Here is a 17,552-nt window from a genome sequence, read left to right as displayed (position 1 = left end):
GGCAGTGGGACCCGTACCCCCTCGCGGGAGCGAAACGGCGTGCCGGGAACTCCTCGCGCCTCTCAATAGTCGGATGCTATGCAGACAAAACCGGCGCCCCCGGGGGAAGGCAGGAGCTCGTGGACAACCGCCCCACAGTCGGAGGTGCCGCCCCACCGCCACCCCACGCGGCAGCGGCAACCGCACAGACCCCGACCCCGCCCACTCGCGGAGCCTTCGTGTTCAGCGCCGCCGACGAGGAGCGTCGCCGCGGCGTCCGCCGGATGAAGACCACCGCGACCAGCCTCCTGATCCTGGTCGCGCTGATCTACGTACTGGCCACGTGGGCGCAGCACGCCGGCGCCGCCGGCTGGGCCGGCTACGTCGCGGCGGCCGCCGAAGCCGGCATGGTCGGCGCGCTCGCGGACTGGTTCGCCGTCACCGCCCTCTTCCGGCGCCCCCTCGGCCTGCCCATCCCGCACACCGCGATCATCCCGACCAAGAAGGACCAGCTCGGCATCTCCCTCGGCGAGTTCGTCGGAGAGAACTTCCTCTCCTCCGACGTGGTCAAGGCCCGCCTCCATGCCCTCGGCATCGGCGGCCGCCTCGGCACCTGGCTGGCCGAACCCGCGCACGCCGACCGGGTCACCGCGGAGCTGGCCACCGCACTGCGCGGAGCCCTGACCGTACTGCGCGATTCCGACGTGCAGGCCGTCGTCGGCGAGGCGATCACCCGGCGCGCCGAGACGGCCGAGATCGCGCCCGGCATCGGCAAGACCCTGGAGCGGGTCGTCGCGGACGGCGGCCACCACCGCGCAGTCGACCTCGTGTGCGCCAAGGTCCACGACTGGCTCGTCACCCACGGGGCGTCGGTCGTGGACGCGATCCAGGGCGGGGCGCCAGGCTGGACCCCGCGGTTCGTGGACCGCAAGGTCGGCGACCGCGTGTACAAGGAGCTGCTCCGCTTCGTCACGGAGATGCGGGACATGCCCCAGCACCCGGCGCGCGGCGCGGTGGACCGCTTCCTGACGGACTTCGCGGCCGACCTCCAGGGGGACACGGAGACCCGGGCCCGGGTCGAACGGCTCAAGTCCGAGCTGCTGGCGCGCGGCGAGATCCAGGAGGTGATCGCCTCCGCCTGGACCGCGATCCGCTCGATGATCATCTCGGCGGCGGAGGACGAGCGGAGCGAGCTGCGCCTGCGCGTCCGTTCCTCGCTGATGGCCCTGGGGGCGCGGCTGGCCACGGACGGCCGTCTGCAGGCCAAGGTGGAGGGCTGGATCGAGGGCGCGGTGGTGTACGTGGTCACCACCTACCGGACCGAGATCACCTCGCTGATCACGGACACGGTGGCGGCCTGGGACGCCGAGCACACCTCACGGAAGATCGAGGCCCACATCGGCCGGGACCTGCAGTTCATCCGCATCAACGGCACGGTGGTCGGCGCCCTGGCGGGCCTGCTGATCTACACGGTGTCGCGGGCACTCGGGGCGTAGGGCCCGCTCGTCGGACCGGGCACCGATCGGCTGCGGGCGATTGCCCGGCCTGCGGCGGCCGGGAACGTGGTGGCTCGGACCGGGGTGGGCGGCGGCCCGGGCTGCGGCGGCCAGGCCGCGGCGGCACTTCCCGGCGCCTCGGCGGTCGGACCGGGCGCCCGGGGGCGGGCGCGGGTCCGTCGGCCGTCGTGCGGTCGCCCGCGCCGTCCGCGTACGCGCCGCCCGTCTCGCCGATGGGCTGCGGTGGGCTCGACGGCCCGGGGTGCGGCGGCCGGGATCTTGGTGGCCCGGACCGGGCTGGGGGGCGCCCCGGGTTGCCACGGCTCAGGTTGCGGCGGCACGTTCCCGGCGCCTCGGCGGTCGGACCGGGCGCCCGGGAGCGCGCGCAGGTCCGCCGACCGTCGCGCGGCCGACCGCGCCGCCCGCTTACGCGCCGCCCGTCTCGCCGATCCGCTGCGGTGGGCGGGTACCTGGTGGCGGGCGCAGGTCCGCCGGCCGTCGTGCGGTCGCCCGCGCCGTCCGCTTACGCGCCGTCCGTCTCGCCGATCGGCTGCGGTGGGCTCGGCGGCCCGGGCTGCGGCAGCACGATCCGGCGTCTCGGCCGGGGTGGGCGGCGGCCCAGGCTGCGACGGCCCAGGCCGCGGCGGGCGCGCCGCCCGGCGGCTCGGACCGGTGTAGGAGACGGCCAGGCTGCGACGGCTCGGCCGCGGTGGCCACGGCCCCGGCGGCTCAGCCGCGGTCGGCGACCGCCCAGGATGCCGCCGCCACGACCCCCGCGGCCCCGAAGACGGCCGGCCACGCGCCGACCTTCTTGGCCAGCGGGTGCGCTCCCGCGAACCCGGCCAGGTACAGCGCCCCGAGCCCGGCCGCGGCGGGCGCGCCGCCCCGGCGGTGCCACTCCCGTCCGGCCGCGAGCCCGGCGGCGCCCAGGACGACACCGCCCAGGGGCCGCTTCTTGGTCCACCGGGCGACGGCGTATCCGCCGACCAGCCCGGCGGCCGCCACCACGGAACTCGGTACGCGCGCCATGTCGAACTCCTCGGGTCTGTCTTCTCGTTTCGTCATATCGAATGCCTTACGAGGCTAACGCGGCCGCCCGGCCATCCGACGGGCGCCCAGCGCCCACCCCAGCACGAGCACGGCTCCGCCGATCACGGCATCAGGCACCGCGTCCCGCAGCGCGCGCGGCAGCAACGCCACGACGCCCAGGACGAGAAGAAAAGCGAGCGCGCACCGGCCGGCCGCGCGAAGCAGTCTGTCCACGGGCTGCTCAACGCGGGTGCCCGGCTTGCCGACACGGAGGGCGGGGAGGGGATTTGTCGCACACTCGCCGGATCCGTGCGATGTCCGCCCCAGGAACCCGAATCGCATAAATTCGCTCTCCTCACCCAAAGGGGAAATTCCCACTCCCCCGCCCCCATCCCACCCCACCCCACACCCGCACCCGCTATCACCCACAGGAGCCAGGACATCGTGATCTGCTACGGACAGGCCGTCCTCGACCTCGCGGACGAACTGGTCGACGCCTACGCCGACGTCTTCGCCGCCCCACCGTGGAACGAGGACGAAGAAACCATTCGCCAGTTCGCCACCCGCCTCCAGGCCGACTCCCGGCGCCGTGGATTCCGTACGGCCCTCGCCCAGTCCGCGACCGGCATCGACGGCTTCGCCACGGGCTGGATCACGCCGGCCGCCTTCCCCAAGGACCGCGCGTACGCCCAGGTCGCGGCACAACTGGGCCCGCACCGTGTGAAGGAGCTCCTGACCGGGGCCCTGGAGATAGACGAACTCGCCGTACGCCCGTACGCCCGCGGCCACGGCACCGGCCGGGCCCTGCTCACCGAGATCACAGCCGACGCCCCGGACCGGCGCGCCTGGCTGCTGACTTCCCGCCTGGCCACCGACACCGTGGCCACGTACCGCCGCCTCGGCTGGCACGAGGTCGCGGCCCGCCCCGGCACGGAGACGGGCGTGATCGTCTTCCTGTCCCCGGACCACCCGAACCGCTAGGCCAGCCGGCGGACCAGGCCGTGCCCAGGGGCCCGTGGGCCCACGGGCAAGCCCCCCACTACGTCCCCCCGCCCCCGGACTTCGCCCGGGAGCCCCGCACGTAGGTGCCCCCACGTCGTCGACGATCCCCTTCGTCCCGTCGCCCAGCTACTACTGGGAGGTGCCCCCAGCGCAGGCCCACCAGTTGCCCCGGGCGGGCCCGGCCGAGCCCCTCAGCGGCGCACCGCCAGTGCCCGTCCACCTCCGTGCCCATGAAGTACCCCTCGCCCGACGGCGTGATCGCCACCTCCTCGCGACCACCGAGGCCCGCCCCCGCCGTCGCCGGGCCACTCCCCCCGGCTATGCGATCTTCTCCTGGCCCCTACGGGCCTGAGGAGACCCACGACGCACTCCCTCGTCCCAAGGCGATCCAGCCGCCCCGGCCGACGGGCCACCCCAGTCAGCCAGGACCCCGGCCGACCGGCACCCCGGCCACCCCAGCGGGCAGACCGGCACCCGGTCATCCAGCCACCTGAGCCGGCCACCCCAACCGGCCGCCCGGCTGACGGGCCACCCCAGTCGGCCAGCCACCCGGCGACCAGCAACCCGGCGACCCTCACCCCGGCGGGCCGACCGGCACCTGGTCATCCGGCCACCCCAACCAGCCATCCCAGCCGGACAGCCATCCCAGCCAGCCACCCCGGCCACCCAGTCACCCCAGCCAGCCATCCCAGCCGGACAGCCACCCCAGCCAGCCAGCCAGCCACCCCGGCCACCCAGTCACCCCAGCCAGCCATCCCAGCCGGACAGCCACCCCAGCCAGCCAGCCACCCCGGCCGACGAGCCACCCCAGCTGGCAGCCAGCCCGACCGACCGGACAAGTGCTCGGGTGTCCGGTAGATGCCGGCCGGGCATACCGGCCGCATGATCACAGTCCAGCAGACCCCGGCGCCCCGCCGTCAGCTCAACCTGGCCACGCGCCACCAGCTCACCGCCGCCGGCGTCCCCGACGGCACGATCACCTCCCGGAGCCGTACGGGCGGCCCCTGGCAGCGCTTACTGCCCCGGGTCTACCTCCTCCAGACCGGGCCCCCCGACCACCGCCAACGCGCCCTGGCCGCCGTCCTGTACGCCGCCGAGCCCACCGCCGACCCCCTGTCCGGCGACACGGCCGCCCTCACCGGCGGCGCCGCCCTCGCCCTCCTCGGCATCCGCGAGGCCCCGTACACCGGGCACACCCCGGACACCCCGGCCGACGTCCTGATCCGCGCCCCGCGCCGACTCACCGGCACCCCGGAAGTCCGGCCGCTCCCCACCTCGCGCTGGCCGCGCACTATGACGGTCTCCGGAATCCCGAGCACCCGCCCGGTCCGCGCGGCGGCCGACTTCGCGGCCCGCACCCAGGACCCCGACCGCATCCGGTCGACCCTGGCCCACGTCGTCCAGGCCGGCTGGTGCCACCCGGACGACCTGCACGCCGAACTCCGCGCCGCCCGCCTCCTCACCCGCCCGCCGATCCGCGCCGCCGCAGCCGAACTCCTCGCCGGAGTCCGCTCGATCGCCGAGGCCCAAGCCCGCGACACCCTCATCACGACGGACCTCCCGACCCCCCTGTGGAACGCCCGCCTCTACACCCCTGACGGCACCTTCCTGGCCAGCCCGGACGCCTACTGGCCCGACGAGGGCGTCGCCCTGGAGATCGACTCGGCGGAGTACCACTACACCCGCGACGCCTGGCACGCGACCCTCCGCCGCCGCCTCCGCCTGGAGTCCCACGGCATCCTGGTGGTCAGCGCCACCCCGTCGATGATCCGCGACACCCCCACGGAGGTCATCGCGGCCCTCCGCACCCTCCTCACCCTGGCCGCCACCCGCGCCGCCCCACCCACAGCCCAAGCCCGCGGCCACCAACAGCTCCCTCTGCCATACCCGTTACTTGACCGCGGCTGACAGGAGAAAGCCGACGTCTTCATGCCGACCCGCACTCTGGAAGGCTGCGGTGATGTTCAGCACCGCCTGTCTGTCGGCACGCTCACTCACACCCGACAGCACGGAGTCCGCGGCTTCGTCCAGCCCGGCGTCCCTGCATGAAGTCACCGCTTCGATGACCTGGTGCGCGTTCAGCGTCCTACCGGCACGCCACAGCAGGAAGCCAGCGTCCCGATTCCTGCCTTCGGCGAGGAAACGAGTCACCCTCTCCAGTTCCGTCCATGCCGCGCTGGCGAGTCCCGCACGCGGCCGGTCCCCCTCCCCAGGGGGGACCGGCACCCTGCTCCCGTTTAACGCGGTCAGTAATGCGGATCGTGAAAGTGCCCCGGACCGGCCAGCACGGCGCTTTTTCCCGGAGTGTGACGGGTGCGTAGAGCGGGTCCTCGGCAGTGTTGAAGCCGGCGGATCATCATCCGATCCCGCTGAGGTCGGCCTGGTGGTGGTGTGAGACGGGCAGTCACAGTGCTGGATACGGGCCAAGCGGCGCAGTTCCAGAAGCTCCGCCAGCGTGCAGGGCAGCTCCGTACCCTGAGCGGAGGCATCGGCCTGTACGGTGGTGAAGAAGGCGTTGAGCAGCGACTCTTCCGGTATACGGCCGCCGTTGAGGTGGTTGGAGAGGCTGGAAGCTACGAGGTACGCCTGAGCGGCGATCCCGGCTTGGGTCCGTGGTGTGCACTCGCGCAGTCTGCGCAGCATCTCTACGAGCTTCCGGTGGTCTTCGGGCAGCTCTGGAAGCTCCTTCCACCTGGTCTTGCGCTGCACCGCTTCTCCATTCGCGCTGGGCGTCATCACAGACTGAAGTCTTCCTGTATGCGGGCCCGTTGGTGAACCGTCCGGGGTTTTCTCCTGACCTCGATATGCGGCTGGAACTGGCTTCCGGCCTAGTGCGTCGGCAAGAGTTGAGCCATCCGCTGAAGCTGCCGGTGGGGGGATCGGTCCTCGGGTCCAGCTGGGCGGTTCTTGTCTGACCGGATCTAGGAGATACGCAATGGGTCTTCCGTCGTGGACGGATCAGAAGCTCGGCACGATGAAGCGTGCGGCGCTGTGGCTCGTCACCGTGGTGGGGGAGGGGAATCCGTTTACTAAGGAGGATGTAAAGGCTGCATTCCCCGGGGTGAGCCAGGCCGACCGCCGGGTGCGCGATCTGCGTGACTTCGGGTGGAGGATCGACACCCAGCGGGAGGACGCCAGTCTGGGACAGAACGAACAGCGTTTTGTGGCCCAGGGGGAACCGGTCTGGGAGCCTGGCAAGGGAACGCGGCCGGCCAGCTCGATCACGGACACCCACCGCCGCGAGGTGCTGGCCCGGGACGGACACCACTGCCGGTCGTGCGGGATCACGCCGGGTGAGACCTTTGCTGGCACGTACGAGTCGGCTCAGCTCGACATCGCGCGGCGCCCGGTGACGCTGCCCGACGGAAGCTGCACCGTGGAACTCGTGGCTGAATGCAACCGCTGCCGGGTGGGCGGCCGGGGCCTGACCGCCGAACTGGGTTCCGTTCTTGACCGGCTGGGCCGGCTCGGCGCCATGGATCGCAAGACGATCAGTGACTGGATCCTTGCGGACACGCGGGAGTTCGCAGAGGTGGAGCGCTTGTGGGCGGACATCCGCACTCTGCCGGCTGACGCCCGGGGTAAGGTCCGCGAAGCCCTGGCACTGCCGCCGGCCTGACGCTGAGCAAGCGGTGGGGGCCGTGCCTGCAGCCCCCACCCCGGCCCCGCATACCCACGCACTCGTACTGGAGGAAACACACTGTGAGCATGGACTTCGGCCGGCCGCCCCGCGCCGTTGAGAACCAGGAGCTGGTTGCGAAGCGACTGGAGGAAGTCAGCGCCGGCCAGGGACTCCAGGAGACGCTGACCATTGAGTGGCGGACCAAGCCGATGGTGGTCCAGGTCATCGACATGCCCATCGACCAGGTGTACTTCAACCCCTCCACTCACAGGATTCGAGCGCAGCGCAGCTTCGACCCCGAGCGTGACCTCTTGCTCACGGCTGACGCGTGGAGCGAGGAGAGCCAGGAGTACCTTCGCTACTTGCTGCAGGCGCTGCCTTCTAACCCAGCCAAGCGCGATGGTGACTTCGATGACCTCAAGTCCAGCCTGAAGGAGTACCGCCAGAACGAGCCGGGGCTCATCACGCGGGACGGGATCCTCGTCAACGGCAACACACGTGTGGCCGCTCTCCGGGAGCTGGGAGTGAGCAGTGTCCGTGTGGGCGTGCTGCCGGAGACCTGCACATGGGCTGACATCAACTCGGTCGAGCTCTCGCTGCAGCTGCGCCATGACACCCGCAGGCCGTACTCGTACATCAACAGGCTCCTCACGATTGAAGAGCAGGTCGGCAGTGGCCGGCCGCTCGCCGATATCGCGAAAGACTTCCGGATCAGGCCGGAAACGGCGAAGCAGGACCAGTGGGTCCTGTCGACCCTCAAGGACCTGGTGAACCGTTCCAAGACAGGAGCTGTTCAGCTCAAGCTGATGGATTTCGAGGATCAGCAGGAGAAGCTCCGTGAGCTGCACCGAGCCTTCACCAAGGAGTCCAAGCAGAACCCGGGGCAAGCTGATCTGCTCAAGGAAAACAAACTGGCCCTGATCGTCCTTGAGTTCTCCAAGACGGACGTCCGTCTCGCCGACGTGGACTTCCGAGCACGCTATCTGCACCGTCATCTGCCGGAACAGCTGAAGCAGACTCCGGCGGCTCCCGCTGCGCGTGTCATCCCGGGACTCAACCGGACTGTGGGGGCCGAAAGCCCGCAGGTGGCAGCCGCCAAGGCGTTTACCAATGCGCTGCTGCAAGCTAAGGCTGTGGAGAGGGCTCCAGAGTCGGTACCCCGGGCGCAAGCTGATGAGGCTGCCGCCATCTGGCAGCAGGCGAAGGAAGCGGTCGAGGAGGCACTGGTGCCGGCGGGGAAGGACGCACGGGTACGCAAGCGCAAGCAGGCAGCCCCGGACCGCCTGCACGATGCGGTCCAGGACATCGACCAGTGCGTCACGGACATGGCCTTGGCGCGCGCGTCGCGCAGCCTCGATGAGGAGAACCTCGACGAGGCGGTACTGGCTCTCAAGGCGAGCCTGCTCAAGCTGGCACGGGAGGTCTCGCGCAGCATTGAGGAGCCAGGTGATGGAGTGGCCTGGCTGCTTGCCGCCATGCGGCAGGAGGAGGCGTGAGCGAGCTGGCAGAACCGTCACTCCGGCTCGGCCTCGACGTCTCCCGTACCAAGGCCGTGCTCCAGGCGGCTGCACCGTACGGCGCCGATCTGACCCATCTGGCAGCAAGCTTTCCGGAAGGCGTCCGGCTGGGCCTGCTGATGGTTGAGGTTCCGCTCGATGAATTCCTCACGGGAATTGACGCGTTGTCGGACTGGCCAGCGGCTGATTCAGTGCAGTGGGACGACGATCTCCTCGCGCTGGTCAGCGATGTACTTGATGACGCGGACCAGGCCGAGGACTACCTTGGCCGAGGCCCTGCGGAGTCTGCTGCTCCCGGAACCGAATCCGTGGAGGCTGCCCTGGGTCCTGACTGGCGAGCTAGCCTGACGTCATTCCAGCTCAGGGACATCGGTCGTCTGCTGTCCATGCGGCACGGCGCGAACTTCAGCGTTCCTGGGGCGGGAAAGACACGGGTTGGCCTGGCAGTCTACGCAGCGATGAAGGAGCGCGGGCTGGCACGGCGCCTCTTGGTCGTGAGTCCTAAGTCCGCATACGAGTCGTGGTTGACAGAGAGCCAGGAATGCTTCGGCACACCTCCAGCCATCCGCGTCATGGGCAGGCTGCCCGATGCGCACGCAGAAATCCTTGTGGTCAACTATGAGCGGTTGGACCGGTCGCTCACCGGGCTCGCGGGATGGCTGCGCGCAGTGCCCTCGATGGTCATCCTGGATGAGGCACACAGGATGAAGCTGGGGGCGCAGGGGACGTACGGCAGCGCTTGTATGGCGCTGGGGCCGCTCAGCCGCCGCCGCCTGATCCTTACGGGCACGCCGGCTCCCAATGGCGCGCGCGATCTGGAGAACCTGCTGTCGTTCGTCTGGCCCGGTCACGGCCGACGCGTGGTCAAGCAGGCCGTGGCAGGAGGTGATCTCGCGCACGCCAGTTCGGTGCTGAGGCCGCTTTTCACGCGGACGACAAAGAATGAGCTCGGGCTGCCGCCCTTCCAGCCGGTCATCCGGACGGTAGAGCTGACCGGCCTGCACCGTGAGATCTATGACGCGCTGGTCGGACGCTTCACGACGCGGGCAGAAGCATCAAGGGATGACTTCGACGCCCTGGGCAAGGCGATGCTCCGGCTGCTTATGGCTGCGACGAGCCCTGCCCTGCTGGTGGAAGGCAGCACCAGATACGAGCCGCTCAGCTTCCAGGTGCCGCCCCTGGAGGCCGCGGAGGATGAGTCGCTATTCACGCTGCTGCAGAATCTTCCCCAGCATGAAATCCCGCCGAAATATCAGGCGGTGCAGGACATCGTCTCACGGAATGCGGCAGCGGGGCGCAAGACTCTGCTGTGGTCGACGTTCGTCCGGAACATCACGAGCCTTGAACAGCTGCTCAGCGCGTACCAGCCAGCTGTCGTGCACGGAGGGACGCCGGACCGCGAGGAGCAGATCAGGCGCTTCCGGCAAGACCCCGATTGCTACGTCCTGATCTCGAACCCGGCCACGCTCGGAGAGGGCATCAGCCTTCACCGTGACTGTCACGATGCCGTCTATGTGGACCGCGACTTCATGGCGGGACGCTTCCTTCAGAGCCTCGACCGGATCCACCGTCTCGGGCTGGCCCCGGACACTGAGACGCGTGTCACGGTGCTTGCCTCCGGCGGGACCATCGATGAGGTCGTGACGCTCCGCCTGGCTGAAAAACTTGAGTTCATGGGCGCCATCCTTGATGACCCTGCTGTACGCCAGCTGGGCGATCTGCAGGAAGAGCGGCCTGTGGCAGCAGGCATGGATGAAGCCGACGTGCAGGCGCTACTGAATCACTTGCGAGGCGCCCGGGTGTGACGGGCTCGTGGACAACCGCCGTGCCGGCCGGGGGCTGGTGGGTCGGGATGGGCGGAGGTGCAGCCGGTGTCGGTGGCAGGTGCGACACTTGCCTGTCTGCATCTGCCACACCAGGAGGACTCGATGGGAGCCAGCGACCACACGCTGACCTCGATTGAGATTTGCGCGGGAGCCGGGGGGCAGGCCATCGGCCTCCACCAGGCTGGTTTCAGGCACCTTGCGCTCGTTGAGATCGACCAGCACGCTGCGGCGACGCTGCGGCGCAACGTCGAGTACCGGGACGGCTGGGAATTTGAGCGGAAGTATTGCGACATCATTCATAATGATGTGAATGACTTCAAGCCTATGGTGGAGCTTGAAAAGCCGCTTGAGTATTTCAAGCGCCCCCTCCAGCGAGGTGAACTGAGCCTGCTGGCCGGTGGCGTTCCGTGCCCGCCCTTCTCGCACGCTGGCAAGCAGCTGGGGAAGGATGACGAGCGCGACCTGTTTCCGCGCATGCTTGACCTTGTGGATGAAGTACTTCCTCACGCGGTCATGATCGAAAATGTTCGCGGTATCAAGGATGACAAGTTCGAGGAATACCGCACCTGGGTAGAAGCCCGTTTGCAGGGCGGTGATGCGGTTGATCCCGAGACCGGGATTGAACGATTTTACAAGGGCGCCGGTTACAAGGTGTGTGGATGGCGGGTCCTGGAAGCGAGTACGTTCGGCGTTCCGCAACTCCGCCCCCGCGCGATTCTCGTGGCAATCCACAAGGATGTCCTTGGTGATCAGGTATTCCAGTGGCCTGTCCCGCAGGAAACGGCCTGGACCGTCCGTGAGGCTCTCGACGAGACGATGACTGCTAGGTACCAGCCCTTCCTGGACCAGGGCGGCGAGGTCAAGATCAAAGCCCAGGAGGCACTCGCGCGCTGGCAGGGAAAGAGCGGCGGAATCGCGCCCACCCTTGTGGGCGGGTCAAAGAAGCACGGGGGCGCGGATCTGGGGCCGAGCCGGGCCAAGGCGGCCTGGAAGCAGCTGGGTGTCAACGCGCTCGGTGTCGCCAACTCTCCTGTGGAGTGCAAGAAGAAGCAGAGCGAAGACCGTGATCTTTTTAGGCCTGAGGGCCCGATGCTCACTGTCAAGCAAGCCGCGATCATTCAGGGATTTCCTGCGGAGTGGGACTTCGAGGGCGATCCTGAACTGGAAAAGACCCCGGGCAAGACGGCTCAGTACCGGCAGGTGGGGAATGCCTTCCCGCCGCCGGTAGCCCGGGCCGTAGGTGAAGAGATCGCGAAAGTTCTCCGCGTCGCCGGTCCGATGACCGTAGGTGAACGGGAAGACGGCATCTAGGCTTCCGCGGTCCGGGGGCGGTGACTCCGCTCCCGGATCGCAGTGGCGATGCCCTCAGCGCAGAAGGCAGGCTCCTCGTGCTCCCAGAACCGGAGTACGAGCCAGCCGGCTTCTTCCAGTCTCCGGTCCGTATCGCGGTCCCGGGCCATGTTCCCGGCAACTTTTCCCGACCAGTAGCCCGGATTGGTCTTCGGCGATACGTAGTGCTCTGGGCAGCCGTGCCAGTAGCAGCCGTCAATGAAGACGGCTACCCGCGCCGGCCGGAAGACCATGTCGGCCGTCCTGCGGAGATCAGGCAAGGGCCGGGCGGCGATGCGATAGCGCAGCCCCTGCGCGTGCACGAGGCGTCGGATGGCTTTCTCCGGCTTGGTATCGCGGCTCCGGATGGCCTGCATGTTGCGCCGACGCGCCGCAGTGGAAGCCCAGGAGCCCTCGGGTGGCTGCCAGGGCGTCTCATCTTGCACTCTCGTGCTCTCCATCAGTCCTCAGCGCAATCCAGTCCTCTGGCCCCAGGGTAATCGCGTGGGCCGCGGCGGTGTCCCGCTGCTGCGGGAACTTGCCGCAGAGCAGGGTGAGGCCATCCTGGGCGAGTCGGTTCCTGACGTTCCGCGCCCTTCGCAGCGGATCGTGTCTTCCGGCGCCCACAGTCGAGATCACACTTCGCGGGATGATGTGCCCCGCGAGGTACTGGAACATAAGAGTGAAACGCTGCTCCTGTCCGGGCTTCTTCGCGAGGACACGGCTGGCCTGCGCCGGGGTCAGCAGCGTCAGCGGGTTGACTGGCAGAGGGGTCCAGTCGTAAAGGGCAACGCTCCAGTGATCACGTGCGTAGACCGCCAGACCTCGTTTGCCATCCCGGTTCCCTTTGCCACGGTAGAGCCACGACGTGTGCGCACGGACGAGCCATGAACGATGACGGTTCTGGCCGAGTTGTATCTGGGTGCATATGCAGACCTGGCAGTGCGCCTCGGATGGAATGGCCCAGTTCGACCCGACGGTCGCCTTGATATCGACGGGAACGCCAGTGATCAGCGTGTCGAGCGGTGCCGCTTTCGGAAGGCTGAACGAGCGGAGAACCTCGTACTCAAGCTTGGCACCCACCGAAGCCCTCTCGCCGGGATGCACCTCGCGTGACTGCAGGTCGTAGCGGCCTGTTCTGGCGCCGTCGAGGACATAGTCAATCGCGTTCGCGATGGCTCCCGTGTACAGCCCGGCGACGTCATGCTGACGCAGCCAGCCGAGGACGTTCTGCAATTCGGTGTCCTCAGCCGGTGCGTGCAGGACGTGTTCACCCGTACCGGTGCCCGTGCAGACCTCTCCCGGTACCTGGAGGACGAGTCGGCCCCGGCTCATCTGCTGCCAGAGGTGTTGGCCTCGCCGTGGCACTCCGCGTACGGCTTGCCCGACGTGCACCAGCAGGGGGACGTGGGGGTCGGGGGCCAGGGGGTGGCCTTGCCGCGGGCGGCGAGGGTGGTGGCGTATTCGGCCAGGAGGGACGGGGAGGCCGGGGAGGTTTTCTCCGAGGCCGCGAACGCCTCGTACGACGGGACGCTGCCCGTGACGATGCCGAGGTTCGTCGTGCCCGAGGCGGCGAGGGCACGGAGGGAGGATTCCACCTGCGTCAGGTGGACCTCGTGCGAGGGGTACTCAGCGGCGAGGGTGGGGTAGCTGGTCAGGAGCTCGGAGAGTTCGCGCTGGGGCCAGTGGAGGAGCGCCACCGGGAAGGGGCGGGAGAGGGCGGCGCGGCGGTCGCCCAGTTCGGCGCGCAGGCGGGCGATCTCGGCGCGGAGTTCGGCCGGGTCGTCGGAGCCCAGGGCCCAGATGCGCTTGGGGTCGTGGAGTTCGTCGAGCGGGATCGGGCCGATGTGGCGGGTGTCGGCGACCATGTCCCAGTCGTCGTGAGGGAGGGCGAGGAGGCGGCGTACCCGGTGGCGGCCCGTCAGGAGGGCGGTCGTGGCGGGGGTCAGCGGGGCGTCCTCCGTGATGAGGAGGGTCGCCGCCTCGGTGAAGCAGTCGTGCGAGGCTTCCAGCTCGTCGTGGGTTTCCAGGGCTTCCGCGATGACCTCCCACGGCGCCGGGTCCTTCGGCGCGGCGGCGCGGATGCCGTTGATGAGGGCGCGGGCCTCGGCCTCGTGGCCGTACTCCCAGAGGTTCGCCGCCTGCAGGGCCTTGATCAGGTGCAGGTTGGCGGGGGAGGCGGAGAGGAGTTGGTCGTACAGGGTGCTCGCCCGATCGCGTGCGTCGGCCAACTCGAGGTGGGCCGCGGCCTGGAGGAGCAACGGCTCCTGGTCCTCGGGGTAGCGGGTCGCCGTGCGGATGAGGCGCTCGGCTTCGGCGATGTGCTCTGCAGGCGTGTCGGGGCGCATGGTTTGCAGCGTACTGCCGCTGGTCAGTTGAGGGGGGAGGACTTAAGGTGCGGCCCGTGCGGGATCACATAACTGGGGTGGTGCAGGGGCGCGGCGGGCCGGCGCGGCGGGACGTGATCGCGCGGACGCTGTGGGTGTGCGCCGAGGTGATCACTACGGTGGGTGTGGTGGTGGCGCTCCTGGTGGTGCACCAGGTGTGGTGGACCAACCGGCAGGCCGTGGCCGCGGCGCGTGAGCAGGTCAGGGCCTTGGAGAGGGAGTGGGTCGGCTCCCCTGGCGGGCCCGCTGCGGAAGCGTCCGGCGTCCCGCCTTCGGGCCTTCCGTCCGCTCCTTCCGGGGACGCGGAGCCTGCCGCGCCGCCGTCACCCCCGCGCTCGGCCGCCGCCACCGCGCGGACCGCGGCCCGGCCGGCTCGGGATCAGGCGTACGCCGTCCTGCGCATCCCCCGGCTCGGTCTCGTCGTCCCCGTCGCGCAGGGGGTCGACAAGCGAGCCGTGCTCGACAAGGGGTACGCCGGGCAGTACCCCGGGACCGCCCGGCCCGGGGCGCAGGGGAACTTCGCGCTGGCCGGGCACCGCAATACGCATGGGGAGCCCTTCCGGTACATCAACCGGCTGCGGGGCGGGGACGAACTGATCGTCGACGTGCAGGGGCGGCGCTACACGTACGTGGTCGGGAAGACCTTGAACGAGACGACCGAGCGCGACACCGGGGTGATCGCGCCCGTGCCGCGCAGCGTGGTGAAGCCGGACCAGGGGTACAGCGAGCCCGGCCCGTACATCACGCTCACCACCTGCACGCCCGAGTACACCTCCAAGTACCGGCTGGTGGTGTGGGGGACCCTCAAGTCCTGACCCCGCCCCCGTTCCGTTCCGTTGTCAGTGGGGCCGGTTAGTATCGATCGCAAGTAGCGGATCTCGTACGGAGGTTCGTGCGCGGGAGTGGAAGGGGGAGGTCCGCATGGCTCGGCGCTTCCTCCTGTTCGCCTCCCGGGCGCGTCTGACCTCCTGCGCCTCCCAGGCCGCCCGGGCCTCTCGGGCCTCCCGGGCATTCCCGGCCTCCCGGGCCTCGTGGGTGGCGGCCCTGCTGCTGCCGGCGCTGGTGCTGCTAGGGGGAGTCCTCGGGTTGTTCGCAGGCGAGGGGGGTGGGCTGGGAGCGGTCGTAGTCGCTCTTGCCGCCACCGTCGCCGTGGGAGCCGAGGCTCTCGCCGCTGTCACACGGCTGGTGCGGCCCGTGCCGCCGCACCGAATACGCACCGCGATCCGTGATCGCGAGCAGCGCACGGCCTTCCTGCCGCAGCGCGATCCCGACGCTTCGGGCCGGTCGCGGCCCAGGGCGCCCGGCCGTCCCGTTCCGACGGCCGCGTAGGGGCGCGCAGTACCTCCCGCCTTCTGCTGACTGATCACTGTTGTCGCCCCTCGCGGGTCGTCACGCCGAAACGCATCTCTTTCGACGTTCGACGAGACCCCTCGGAGGGCCCGCGTGTCCGTTTTCACCCATCTTGTTGTTGAGCTGGGCCAGCTGCTGGAGCCGGTACTGGCCGAGTCCGCGGCCGCTGCCGCGATCGTGCTGTTCACCGTGCTCGTACGGTTCGCCCTGCACCCGCTGAGCCGAGCCGCGTTTCGCGGGGCGACCCCGGTGGCGGGCTGCCTGCCGGTGCTGCTGCAGCTGCCGGTGTTCTTCCTGATGTACCAGGCCTTCTCCTCGGCGGACGAGCTGCTGGCGCACCGGCTGTTCGCCGCGCCGCTCGGGGCCCGGTGGGTCGAGGCGCTGGGGGAGGGCGGCCTGTTCGGGGCGCAGGGGCTGGTGTTCATCGGGCTGTTCGCGGCCATCGGGGTAGTGGCCGCGTGGAGTGCGGTACGGGGCCGCCGGGCTGCGGCGCTGGCGGCTGCCTCGGCCCCGGTGGTGCCGACGGCCGGGCGGGGCAACGGCAACGGCAAGGCCAAGGCCAAGGCCAAGGCCGGCGGCCAAGTGGTGGCCGGGGTGAGTGCCGAGCAGCAGGAGGTCATGCGCAAGCTGGGCGGCGTACTGCCCCTGCTGTCGTTCGGGACGCTGATCACCGCCGCCGTCGTGCCGCTGGCCGCCGGGCTCTACCTGCTGACGACCACGGCGTGGTCGGTGGCTGAGCGCGCTTGGCTCCAGCACCGGGCCGCGGCGGGGGCAGCGGCCTCGGCCTCGGACGCCGGAGCGAAGCGTTCCAGCCTGTGAACAGGGTCTTGCGGATTGTTCGGACATCTTGGAGGATCAGCCAATCCTCCGATGGCCGCAACCCATCGGCCGGCCCGTGGCACGTCCATGAGCCGACCACCCACGACCACGGGAGAATGCCCATGAAGCTGCTGCGTGTCGGACCCGTCGGGTCGGAGCGCCCCGCGCTGCTCGACCAGGACGGGGTCCTGCGTGACCTGTCCGGCCTGATCACGGATGTGGACGGCGCTCTCCTCGCCGACGACTCCGTACTCTCCCGGGTGCGGGAAGCGGCGGAAGCGGGCGAGCTTCCGGTCCTGGACGCCGGGGGGCAGCGGATCGGCGCGCCGGTCGGCCGCATAGGCAAGATCGTGGGCATCGGGCTGAACTACTTCGGGCACGCGGCCGAAATCGGCGCGGAGCCGCCGGCCGAGCCGATCCTGTTCCTGAAGGCCGCGGACACCGTGGTCGGCCCGGACGACACCGTGCTGATCCCGCGCGGCAGTGTGAAGACCGACTGGGAGGCCGAGCTCGGCGTCGTCGTCGGCAGCACCGCCCGCTACCTGGCCTCCGCCGAGGAGGGCCTCGCGCACGTCGGCGGATACGTGCTGGTCAACGACGTCTCGGAGCGCGAGTTCCAGATCGAGCGCGGCGGCACCTGGGACAAGGGCAAGAACTGCGAGACCTTCACCCCGCTCGGCCCCTGGCTGGCCACCGCCGACGAGGTCCCGGACCCGCAGGTCCTGGACGTGAAGCTGTGGGTCAACGGCGAGCTCAAGCAGGACGGCAACACCGCGGACCAGATCTTCCCGGTCGGCGAGGTCGTCCGGTACCTGAGCCAGTTCATGACCCTGTACCCGGGCGATGTCATCGTCACCGGTACGCCGGCCGGCGTGGCCATGGGCCAGCCGGAGCCGAAGCCGTACCTGCGGGCCGGTGACGTCGTGGAGCTGGAGATCGAGGGCCTGGGCCGCCAGCGCCAGGAGTTCAAGGGCGCCTAGACCCTGACGTCACGGTCCCGGCTGGGCCGCGGCGTCCGGTGCCCGGCCTCTGGTACCCGGCCTCCAGTGCCCCGGCGTCCGGTGCCGCGCCTCGCCGCGTCGTCGCGGCACCCGCGTACGTCCAGTACTCGGGTGCCCCTCCGCCTTGCGGCGCACGGCACCGGGCTACGTTGACGACAGGCCCTGGGCCGCCCGGAGCATGCGCGAGGGGCGGGC

General features: G+C 69.9%; 17 protein-coding genes. 11 read left to right on the top strand and 6 right to left on the bottom strand.

Features of this window, described 5'->3' with window-relative positions; translation table 11 throughout:
• Positions 1 to 218: 218 nt before the first annotated feature.
• On the top strand, positions 219 to 1,475 hold the full coding sequence (locus AB0D48_RS08085; RefSeq protein WP_362392032.1) for a DUF445 domain-containing protein: 1,257 nt from the start codon (positions 219 to 221) through the stop codon (positions 1,473 to 1,475).
• Between the two features lie 729 nt (positions 1,476 to 2,204).
• On the opposite strand, the gene AB0D48_RS08080 is transcribed toward AB0D48_RS08085, so the two are convergent.
• Both AB0D48_RS08080 and AB0D48_RS08075 read right to left on the bottom strand, forming a co-directional pair.
• A complete protein-coding gene (locus tag AB0D48_RS08080; protein WP_362392311.1) occupies positions 2,205 to 2,504 on the bottom strand; it encodes a hypothetical protein in 300 nt (99 codons plus the stop codon).
• A 54-nt stretch (positions 2,505 to 2,558) separates the two neighbouring features.
• On the bottom strand, positions 2,559 to 2,738 hold the full coding sequence (locus tag AB0D48_RS08075) for a hypothetical protein (RefSeq protein ID WP_362392030.1): 180 nt from the start codon (positions 2,736 to 2,738) through the stop codon (positions 2,559 to 2,561).
• 210 nt (positions 2,739 to 2,948) lie between these two features.
• Between AB0D48_RS08075 and AB0D48_RS08070 the strand changes: the two genes are divergently transcribed.
• Positions 2,949 to 3,485, top strand: a complete 537-nt coding sequence (locus AB0D48_RS08070; RefSeq protein ID WP_362392028.1) for a GNAT family N-acetyltransferase — start codon at positions 2,949 to 2,951, stop codon at positions 3,483 to 3,485.
• Positions 3,486 to 4,388: 903 nt separating this feature from the next.
• On the top strand, positions 4,389 to 5,414 hold the full coding sequence (locus AB0D48_RS08065) for a hypothetical protein (protein WP_362392026.1): 1,026 nt from the start codon (positions 4,389 to 4,391) through the stop codon (positions 5,412 to 5,414).
• Here AB0D48_RS08065 and AB0D48_RS08060 read toward each other — a convergent pair.
• A complete protein-coding gene (locus AB0D48_RS08060) occupies positions 5,397 to 6,215 on the bottom strand; it encodes a hypothetical protein (RefSeq protein ID WP_362392024.1) in 819 nt (272 codons plus the stop codon). The two genes, AB0D48_RS08065 and AB0D48_RS08060, sit on opposite strands and share 18 nt — an antisense overlap.
• 226 nt (positions 6,216 to 6,441) lie before the next feature.
• Here AB0D48_RS08060 and AB0D48_RS08055 point away from each other — a divergent pair, with 226 nt between their 5' ends.
• From AB0D48_RS08055 to dcm, 4 genes are all read left to right on the top strand, one after another.
• Complete coding sequence (locus AB0D48_RS08055; RefSeq protein WP_362392022.1) at positions 6,442 to 7,125, top strand: hypothetical protein; 684 nt, start codon at positions 6,442 to 6,444, stop codon at positions 7,123 to 7,125.
• An 83-nt stretch (positions 7,126 to 7,208) separates the two neighbouring features.
• Complete coding sequence (locus AB0D48_RS08050) at positions 7,209 to 8,624, top strand: transcriptional regulator (protein ID WP_362392020.1); 1,416 nt, start codon at positions 7,209 to 7,211, stop codon at positions 8,622 to 8,624.
• Positions 8,621 to 10,450, top strand: coding sequence for a DEAD/DEAH box helicase (locus AB0D48_RS08045; RefSeq protein WP_362392018.1), 1,830 nt, complete (start codon positions 8,621 to 8,623; stop codon positions 10,448 to 10,450). The genes AB0D48_RS08050 and AB0D48_RS08045 overlap by 4 nt, the downstream gene beginning before the upstream one ends.
• A 123-nt stretch (positions 10,451 to 10,573) precedes the next feature.
• Entirely contained in the window at positions 10,574 to 11,782 is a 1,209-nt protein-coding gene (dcm, locus tag AB0D48_RS08040) for a DNA (cytosine-5-)-methyltransferase (protein WP_362392016.1), read from the top strand.
• On the opposite strand, the gene AB0D48_RS08035 is transcribed toward dcm, so the two are convergent.
• The 3 genes from AB0D48_RS08035 to AB0D48_RS08025 all read right to left on the bottom strand — a co-directional run bounded on the left by AB0D48_RS08035 (position 11,779) and on the right by AB0D48_RS08025 (position 14,148).
• A complete protein-coding gene (locus AB0D48_RS08035; RefSeq protein ID WP_362392014.1) occupies positions 11,779 to 12,261 on the bottom strand; it encodes a very short patch repair endonuclease in 483 nt (160 codons plus the stop codon). The two genes, dcm and AB0D48_RS08035, sit on opposite strands and share 4 nt — an antisense overlap.
• Positions 12,236 to 13,036 (bottom strand): NaeI family type II restriction endonuclease, encoded by an 801-nt coding sequence (locus AB0D48_RS08030; RefSeq protein WP_362392012.1) that lies wholly within the window; start codon positions 13,034 to 13,036, stop codon positions 12,236 to 12,238. The genes AB0D48_RS08035 and AB0D48_RS08030 overlap by 26 nt, the downstream gene beginning before the upstream one ends.
• Before the next feature lie 95 nt (positions 13,037 to 13,131).
• Positions 13,132 to 14,148 (bottom strand): SEC-C metal-binding domain-containing protein, encoded by a 1,017-nt coding sequence (locus AB0D48_RS08025; protein ID WP_362392010.1) that lies wholly within the window; start codon positions 14,146 to 14,148, stop codon positions 13,132 to 13,134.
• 56 nt (positions 14,149 to 14,204) lie between these two features.
• On the opposite strand from AB0D48_RS08025, the gene AB0D48_RS08020 reads away from it, so the two are divergent.
• From AB0D48_RS08020 to AB0D48_RS08005, 4 genes are all read left to right on the top strand, one after another.
• Complete coding sequence (locus AB0D48_RS08020) at positions 14,205 to 15,002, top strand: class E sortase (RefSeq protein WP_362392008.1); 798 nt, start codon at positions 14,205 to 14,207, stop codon at positions 15,000 to 15,002.
• 106 nt (positions 15,003 to 15,108) lie between these two features.
• Complete coding sequence (locus AB0D48_RS08015; protein WP_362392006.1) at positions 15,109 to 15,516, top strand: DUF6412 domain-containing protein; 408 nt, start codon at positions 15,109 to 15,111, stop codon at positions 15,514 to 15,516.
• Between the two features lie 114 nt (positions 15,517 to 15,630).
• Positions 15,631 to 16,356: a YidC/Oxa1 family membrane protein insertase gene (locus AB0D48_RS08010; protein WP_362392004.1), complete on the top strand. Its 726-nt coding sequence runs from the start codon at positions 15,631 to 15,633 to the stop codon at positions 16,354 to 16,356.
• A 122-nt stretch (positions 16,357 to 16,478) separates the two neighbouring features.
• Positions 16,479 to 17,336 carry a fumarylacetoacetate hydrolase family protein gene (locus AB0D48_RS08005; RefSeq protein ID WP_362392002.1) on the top strand — a complete coding sequence of 286 codons (858 nt, stop codon included), beginning with the start codon at positions 16,479 to 16,481 and terminating at the stop codon, positions 17,334 to 17,336.
• Positions 17,337 to 17,552: the final 216 nt, after the last annotated feature.

The sequence above is a fragment of the Streptomyces sp. NPDC048269 genome (genome assembly GCF_040652395.1).
Lineage (GTDB): Bacteria > Actinomycetota > Actinomycetes > Streptomycetales > Streptomycetaceae > Streptomyces.
Note: the sequence above shows the minus strand (reverse complement) of the source record. Positions and strands in the feature narration are given on the sequence as shown.